This is a genomic window from Paenibacillus macerans (genome assembly GCF_050565405.1).
GTDB classification, from domain to species: Bacteria; Bacillota; Bacilli; order Paenibacillales; family Paenibacillaceae; genus Fontibacillus; species Fontibacillus macerans_B.
This window is the reverse complement of sequence record NZ_JBNYYG010000064.1, coordinates 24648-32056: the sequence shown is the minus strand read 5'-3', so window position 1 is coordinate 32056 and position 7409 is coordinate 24648. Positions and strand designations below refer to the sequence as shown.

7 protein-coding genes are annotated in these 7409 nt (G+C 59.5%); 3 read left to right on the top strand and 4 right to left on the bottom strand.

Going from position 1 to position 7409, the window contains the following annotated elements:
• Nucleotides 1–336: 336 nt before the first annotated feature.
• The 3 genes from ACQ4N8_RS24390 to ACQ4N8_RS24380 are packed head-to-tail and all read right to left on the bottom strand — an operon-like array spanning nt 337 to nt 3608.
• Nucleotides 337–1434, bottom strand: a complete 1098-nt coding sequence (locus ACQ4N8_RS24390) for an ABC transporter permease (protein ID WP_430706951.1) — start codon at nt 1432–1434, stop codon at nt 337–339.
• Nucleotides 1431–2444, bottom strand: coding sequence for an ABC transporter ATP-binding protein (locus ACQ4N8_RS24385; protein WP_430706950.1), 1014 nt, complete (start codon nt 2442–2444; stop codon nt 1431–1433). The genes ACQ4N8_RS24390 and ACQ4N8_RS24385 overlap by 4 nt, the downstream gene beginning before the upstream one ends.
• Nucleotides 2445–2447: 3 nt before the next feature.
• Nucleotides 2448–3608 carry an NEW3 domain-containing protein gene (locus ACQ4N8_RS24380; protein WP_430706949.1) on the bottom strand — a complete coding sequence of 387 codons (1161 nt, stop codon included), beginning with the start codon at nt 3606–3608 and terminating at the stop codon, nt 2448–2450.
• Nucleotides 3609–3886: 278 nt separating this feature from the next.
• Between ACQ4N8_RS24380 and ACQ4N8_RS24375 the strand changes: the two genes are divergently transcribed.
• The 3 genes from ACQ4N8_RS24375 to ACQ4N8_RS24365 all read left to right on the top strand — a co-directional run bounded on the left by ACQ4N8_RS24375 (nt 3887) and on the right by ACQ4N8_RS24365 (nt 6306).
• A complete protein-coding gene (locus ACQ4N8_RS24375) occupies nt 3887–4495 on the top strand; it encodes an RNA polymerase sigma factor (RefSeq protein WP_430706948.1) in 609 nt (202 codons plus the stop codon).
• On the top strand, nt 4473–5369 hold the full coding sequence (locus tag ACQ4N8_RS24370; protein ID WP_430706947.1) for an anti-sigma factor domain-containing protein: 897 nt from the start codon (nt 4473–4475) through the stop codon (nt 5367–5369). The genes ACQ4N8_RS24375 and ACQ4N8_RS24370 overlap by 23 nt, the downstream gene beginning before the upstream one ends.
• A gap of 142 nt (nt 5370–5511) precedes the next feature.
• A complete protein-coding gene (locus tag ACQ4N8_RS24365; protein WP_430706946.1) occupies nt 5512–6306 on the top strand; it encodes an MBL fold metallo-hydrolase in 795 nt (264 codons plus the stop codon).
• Nucleotides 6307–6519: 213 nt separating this feature from the next.
• Here the strand turns inward: ACQ4N8_RS24365 and ACQ4N8_RS24360 are convergent, their stop codons facing one another.
• Complete coding sequence (locus ACQ4N8_RS24360) at nt 6520–7323, bottom strand: Cof-type HAD-IIB family hydrolase (protein ID WP_430706945.1); 804 nt, start codon at nt 7321–7323, stop codon at nt 6520–6522.
• Nucleotides 7324–7409 lie beyond the last annotated feature (86 nt).

The following is a 7409-nucleotide window of genomic DNA, read 5'->3' as shown; positions in this document are numbered from 1 at the left end:
TCTCTGTTACCTGATCAAACGGGATAATTGTGCAAAGCTTCCGGACAGCGAGTGTTAACCTAACGCCAAAGGTTGCCGGCTTAACTGTCAAACATTAATGCAACGCTAGTGCATAAAATGTCCTTATTTCCGCGAAAAGAGGCCAAGAGTAAGAAATAAGGCCCCAAAGTACCGCTATTTTGTCGGCGAGAGAGGCTACAGCAGGGCAGGACCAAACCTGTCATTACCGCTCCTGCCCGACCGACACCCCCGCCCCCCAAGCAAACAAAGCCGCTGAATCGCTCAGCGGCTTTGTTCACGTGCAACTCAAAGTCTCTCCCCATCCATTGTTCCCTCTTATACTCTCGACCGGACCTCCTGGCGCATGAACAGCATGTAGGACAGGCCGAAGCAAATCATCGTGGCGGCCAACAGGCCGGTCAGCTGCGGCCAGATCAGCAGCAGGCTTTGACCGAGCGACAGCGGGCTGGCGATGGCGCCGACGAGCTGATCCATCGTCAGCGGCCCCAGCGCGCGAACGCCGGGAGAGAGCATCGTCGTGATCGTTTCCGAGAACAGCTCGGTCGGGGACAGGCGGTTCAGCGCCAGCACCAGACTCATCTGCCGCAACTGCGCGTCCGGCGTCGCCATTTGCGAAACGGCGGTGGCACTGTCGATCATGTTGATGATCATGCTGTAGAAGATCGTAAAGAACAACCAGATCGCGATGGAGGACAGCGCGGACGTGGCCGCCTGCCGGAACCGGATCGAAAACAGGATCGACAAGCAAAGCCAAAAGCCGATGTAGACGACCGCGATCAGCAAAAAGATCATGATCCGCAAAAATTCCTCCGGCGTCGGCGGATACCCGATCGTGAATAAGCCAAGGCCCATGACAAGAAAGCCCAGCGAAAACACGACGACGGCGATCATGACCAAAGCGGATACGAACTTGGCCTTGATGAAATCGTCGCGGTAGATCGGCTGCGAAAGCAGGCGTCCCAGCGTTCCTTTATTCCGTTCGGAGTTGACGGCGTCGAACCCGAGCGTAATCCCGATCAGCGGTCCCAGCCAGGACAGGAACGTGGAGAACGACGGTACCGCCAGCGCGGAGCTGGTCAACGTGTACATTTTCAGGAACAAGAACGTGTCCCCGGTTCCGCCGTCGCCGGACGCGCTGCCGCTGCGGATGGCCGTTACGGCCGAATAAATCGAGCCGATGCAGGCCAACACGATGATCCCCATCAGGATACCGAACCGCCAGCTGCGGATGTGGTCGCCGATTTCTTTTTGCACCATGACCCAAAAAGAGGAGGACGAATGCCCGCCGCTCTCGCCGGCTTCGCGGGAAGGGCGCAATCCCGCCCCTAGTTTATGCGCGAAGTCGCGAAGCTCCTTCAGCCGCAGCTGCTCCTTCATGGATCGGCCGCCCGCCGTTTTGTGCAACTGCATCATGGCTCTCCCCTCCTTTCGAAATAGCGGTGATAGATATCGTCCAGGCCGTACTCTTTGCGGCGGATGTACGCGAGCTCCGCTTCCCCGCGAATCACGGCTTCGGCGATTTGCGCCGTCAAGTCGCGTTCGCACACGACCGTTGCGGTGACGCCGCGTTCATGCTCGTCCTCGCCTTCCCCCGGGTAGCGGATGTCCAGCACGCCGTTGAGGCCAGAGATGTGCCGGGCCAAAGCGTCCGTCCAGCCTTTCGCGCCAACCTCGACGTAAACGTTGCCGTCCGCGTCCAGCTGCTTGGACAGGGTGCGAATATCACCCGAAGCGATCAGCCGGCCCTGCACGAATAAACCTACCCGGTCGCAGATTTGCTGCACTTGATGCAGGTGGTGCGAGGAGAGCAGCACCGTCAGCTTCTCATCGCGGCTCAAGGAAGAGATGAGGGCGAGCAGTTCACGTACCCCTTCGGGGTCGATCCCCAGCGTCGGTTCGTCGAGGATGATGACCTCGGGATTTTTGATCAGCACGTCGGCCAGGCCGAGGCGCTGCCGCATCCCGCGGGAGAACGCCCCGACTTTTTTGCCGGCGCTGGCCGAGAGGCCGGTTTTCTCAAGCAGCGCCTCGGCGCGCTGGGCGGCTTCTTGTGCCGAAACCCCGTTAAGCCTTGCCGTATAAACCAAATTGTCCAGCGCGGTCCGGTCCTCGTAAAAGCCGATGTCGTCGGGCAGATAGCCGACCTTCCGCTTGACCTCCAGCGCTTCGCGCGTCGGATCGAAGCCGCAGATTCGGGCATGCCCCGAGGTGGGCTCGGTCAGCCCCAGAATCATTAGGATCGTCGTCGTTTTGCCCGCGCCGTTGGGGCCCAGCAAACCGAAAATTTCCCCGCGGGCGATGCTCAGATTCAAGTGGTCGACGGCCGTGGCATCGCCGTATTTTTTGGTCAGCTGCACCAGCTCAATGACGGGACTTTCGCCGGACGCGGAGTTGGTGGGTGTCATGCCGGATTCCGTAACCATCGGTTATCTTCTCCCGTATTTCCGGAACAGGTAGTAGATGCCCGCGCAGACGGCCAGTATGATGAGAACCCCCACCCATCCCCATAATACCGACGATTTGACCGTGACCCGCAGGTCCGCGTTGGCGCTTTTGTTCGCCGAGGAGGCCGTCAGGCTGACCACGTAATCTCCGGCCAGCGATTTTTTGCTGGATTTGATCGTGGCTTGAACCTGCTTGCTCTCCCCCGGGGCGATGGACGTGACCGACGAAGGTTCGAAGGAAACTTCCCAATCGGTCGGTGCGGCCGACGAAAAAGAAAGATCCTGCAGCTCGGCGGAACCGGTATTTTGTACGACAAAGGTCAGTTTGCGCTCCGAGCCGGCTCCGATGTCCGTGCTAAGCACGTCGTTGACGGTGGAGAACTTCATGTCATACGTGCCCGTGACCACGGCCTCGATGCTGGCGTTTGCCTTCGTTTCGCCGCTGGCCGCCGCGATCGGGATGTCATAGGTGCCCGCCTGGATTTGCTCCGGCGGCTTGACCTCGATCGTAATCGATTTTTCCGTGTTGGGTTCGACTTCGACCGAAGTCACGCTATTGCCGTCCGCTTTGAAACGAACGTCCCAGCCCTGCTGCGCTTGCGCGCTCATGGCGTAGGTTTGTTTTTGCGTCGTCCGGTTGCGCAGCACCGCGCTGTACGTGAACGTCGAGTCCGAGTGGCCCTCCATGTTGGCTTGGTCCAAGGTCAGCTCGGTTTTGAACGTGCCCTGCTCCGAGACGTTGACGACGAGCGGGAGCGCGGCTTGGCCGGCTTTCAAGGTAAACGCATAGCGGCCTTTGTTGATTTGCAGGGGCACATCCAAATCCAGATTGAAGGTTTGCGTTTCTCCGGCTTTGACGGCGATTCGAGAAATTTCCCGCCCGCCTGCCGTCAATTCGTATTGCCAGCTTTTGCTTTGCGTCTCCAGGGCAATGTCGGCCGAAGCCGTGCTGCTGCCGTGGTTGACGAGGTCGATCGTGTAGGACACGGATTCGCCGGGCGCCGCGGACCATTCGAGATAAGGCGTAAACAGCTCCAGCGAGCCGGCCGCCGAGGCTTTGCCCGCCGCCGCAAGGGTGCCGCCCCCGAGGGCCGTGATCAGAATGAGCAGCATCAGCGCCGCTTTTCGATAGGAATGAAGCATCTCTGGTTAACCCCCTATGAAATGATTTGATAAAGCACTTTTGGGCCGCGGATGAAGGAAACCCGGACAAGTTCGCCCCGGCCGTTTCGCAGGCCCTTGCTATACCTGCCGGCGGACCGCCGCGTTCCTGCCAGCATCCGCAGCCGTTCAACAGGAGTACGAACGAGAAGGCGATGTGGATTTACGCGTTTCAAAAAAAATGGGGTTTTCAAAATGAAACGTTTTTGGTAAAACGAGAGGTGATTAAGAAGAGGAGAACGTTTGCGGGAGGGAAGGACATGGACCTGCAAAATGAAGAGATGACCCGGCGGCTGCACGAAATGTGCGAAGGCTCGGTGCAGGCGTTCGATGCGTTTTATGCCTGTTATTCTCCTTTTGTCATGCAGGTGGCCGGCCGTCTGGCAGGGGAGCGGATGGAGGCCGAGGATGTATGCCATGAAGTGTTTTTGGAGGTGCTGCGGCGGGGGCGGGATTACGATCCGTCGCGCGGCTCGATCAAAGCTTGGCTTGCGGTGATCGCCCGCAGCCGCAGCCTGGATCGTTTGCGGCGCCAAGCGCGGCTGCAGTATCCGGGAGACGAAGCGCTGGAGCGGGATGCGGCCGAAGCGGAAGCTTCGGGAGAGAACGAAGCCTTGTCGAGACTGGAGCGGGAGGCGCTGCGTACGGCGATATACGCGCTGCCGGAGCCGCAGAAGAAGGCGATCCTAGGCTCGTATTTTGCCCTGCAAACCCAGCGCGAGATGGCGGAAGCGTGGAGCGTCCCGATCGGCACGGTGAAATCGTGGGTCCGATACGGCCTGAACAATTTGCGGAAGCAGCTGGAGAAGCAGGGCTGGGCGGATTCGTGGGAAGGAGGGAACGAGCATGAACGGGCACATCGGCAATAGTCGGGACAACCTGCATCCAGGGCGTCGGGATTTGTGCGTCCGTTTATATACCGAGCAGGAATGGATCGATTGGCTGCTGGGCTCGCTGACGGAAGCGAAGCGCGCCGAGATGGCGCTGCATCTGGAAGCCTGTCCACTCTGCCTGGAGCATAAAGCGCGCTGGGAGGACATGCTGGGAGCCGGCGGGGAGAGCGAAGCGATGCCGGACGCGCCGGTAGCCGTCAGCCAGAATCCGGCGCCAAACCCGTCCCTGCCGCTGCCGCATGCCTTTCCTGCCGCGCATCGCGCCGACGCTTTGGCGGCTGAGGTTCCTTCCGAAAGGATTCGGCGCAGGCTGCGCCGCAGGGTGAAGATGATCGGCTGGCGCCGCAGGGCATCGCGCTTGCTGGCCGCCCGCTGGAAGTGGACGGTGTCGCTGGCAGCGGCATTGATGGTGTTGGCCAGCGTGGGCTTTGGTCTAGGCCGCCCGAACCAGCCCGAGGCAGGCTGGGACCATTACGTGCATACCTACGAGCCGGAAGCGCTGTCGGTCTTGTCCAAGCCGGACACGATTTCTTATCCGATCGCCTTGGGCCGTTTGGAGCCGGAGGGCGGCATGGTCTGGTATAATGCCGTTTCCCGTGAGATGCTGATGCTGGTGGGCGGGCTCGTCCCGGATAAAGGGCAGACGATCCGCGTCTGGATCGTGAAGGAGGGAACCCGCGATAGCCTGGGGCTGCTGCAATATCATGCCAATCGGGCGCATCTTTACGTCAAGGACAAGACGTTGAATCTCGACGATAACCTGGAGCTCACGATCGAGCCGGTCGGGGGACGGGATGAAGCGGATCCGGGGCCACCGAGCACGATCTCGCTGGATCTGACGGGGAGATAAAAGAAGGCGCAACCTGCCATCGATCGATGGCGGGGCGTATTTTTTGCAGGCGAAATCGGGGGATCTCGGCTCTTGTTGGATCGGACCGAGTTGGCCTAGAATGAAAATAGCATAGTCGAACGATGGAAGGAGCGGACTCCTGATGGATCAGCTTATTTTTTGGGGCACCGGGGACGCCATGGGGGTTCCGAGAGTCTATTGCGATTGCGAGGTTTGCGGGGAAGCGCGGAGCACGGGAACGAACCGGCGCTACCGATCCTCGGTTTCGGTCGAGGGCGAAGACGGCGGCTTTCTGATCGATTGCGGCCCGGACTGGCGAACGGGCATGGAACGGCGAGGGCAGCGTTTCGTTGAGCATATTTTGGTCACGCACGCCCATTTCGACCATATCGGGGGGCTGCCCGAGTGGGCGGACGCCTGCCGGTGGCTGGGAAGACGCGGGCAATTGCATGCGCCGCAAGAGGTGATTGAAACGATCTTGCGCCAGTATCCTTGGCTAGGCGGGCATTTGGATCTGCATGCGGTCGGAGAAGATGGAACCCGGCTGGCCGGCTGGAGGATTCGCGGATGGAAGGTGTTTCACGGCAAAAACGGCTTTTCGTATGCCTACCGTCTCGAGAAGGGCGGTTTCGCTTGGGCGTATTGCTCCGATTCCATCGCGCTGCCGGAGGAGCAAAAACGGCCGCTGCACGGCCTCGATCTGCTGGTGCTGGGCACGAGCTTCTATCATGAGACGGCGGAGTTTGCGACGCGATCCGTTTACGACGTTACCGAAGCGCTGGAGCTGCTGCAAGAGGTGCGGCCGGCTCGGACGATCTTCACGCATATGTCGCACGACATCGACCTCCGCAACGAGTACGGATTGCCGGCAGGCGCGGAGATGGCTTCGACCGGACTATCGGTTCTGTTGGGGGCGGGTAACCATGAGAGCTGGTAGCTTGGGGGCCCCATTGCCGGGACTGGAAAGCTCCCGTTAATTTGGGCGAACTGAGCTGATATTCGTAAAATGCCGAAATTGACCGGAGGAAATCCAGTTAATTTCTCCAACACAGCAAAAGCAAAGAAACTAACTGGAGGTTTTCCGGTTAGTTTCTTATGCGTGAAGGGCCGGTTAGGTTTTCTTGGCCGGCTTTAGGCTTATTGAGCGGACTCAAGCTTCCGCGTTCAGCACAAACTTCTCGATCACGTGCTTCACGCCGTCCTCGTTGTTGCTCAGCGTCACGTAGTCCGCGATTTCCTTCAACGCCGGGATCGCGTTGCCCATGGCGACGCCCAGGCCGGCGGCCTCGAGCATTTCATGGTCGTTCCAGGAATCGCCGATCGCGATCGACTCCGCCAGCCCGCAGCCGAAATGATCGGCCAGGAACCGCAGGGCATGCCCTTTGGTACCCTCATGGTGCATGATTTCGAGGAAGTTCGGTTTCGACTTGGTGATATGAACACCGTCACCCAGCAGCTCGCGCAGCTCCGGCGCGATTTGGTCAAGGTAATCCGGTTCGTCGATAATGAGCATTTTCGGCGTCGGCTGAGCGACCAGCTTGGCGAAGTCAGGCTCCACGTAGTAGCGCGTCCGGTTCAGCGTTGTATAGTCGATCAGCTTCTGGTTTTCCTCGCGGGCGTACAGCTTGTCGTCGATGTAGGTTTGCAGGTGCAAATTGCGCTCGATGCAGTATTCGAACAGCTTGCGTGCAGCCTCTTCGGGAACGTAACGCTCGTAAAGCACCTTCTCGTCCATCAGGTTTTTGACCAAGGCCCCCTGGTACGTAATGATCGGCACATTCAGGCCGGTTTGGCGGGCAATCGCCTGCGCCGAAGCGTAGGCGCGGCCCGTGGCCAGCGTCACGACGACGCCCTTCGCTACGGCTTGCTCCAACGCTTGCTGCGTGGCAGGGGTTACCTCCTTGTCGTCGTTGATCAACGTGTCGTCGATGTCGATGGCAATCAGTTTATACATGGTTTCTCTCCTTTGGGCCAGGATCGGGTCAGGCGGTCCTATCCAACCGGTCTGAGCCACTGTGCCCTTAATTGTATGTCTCTCTA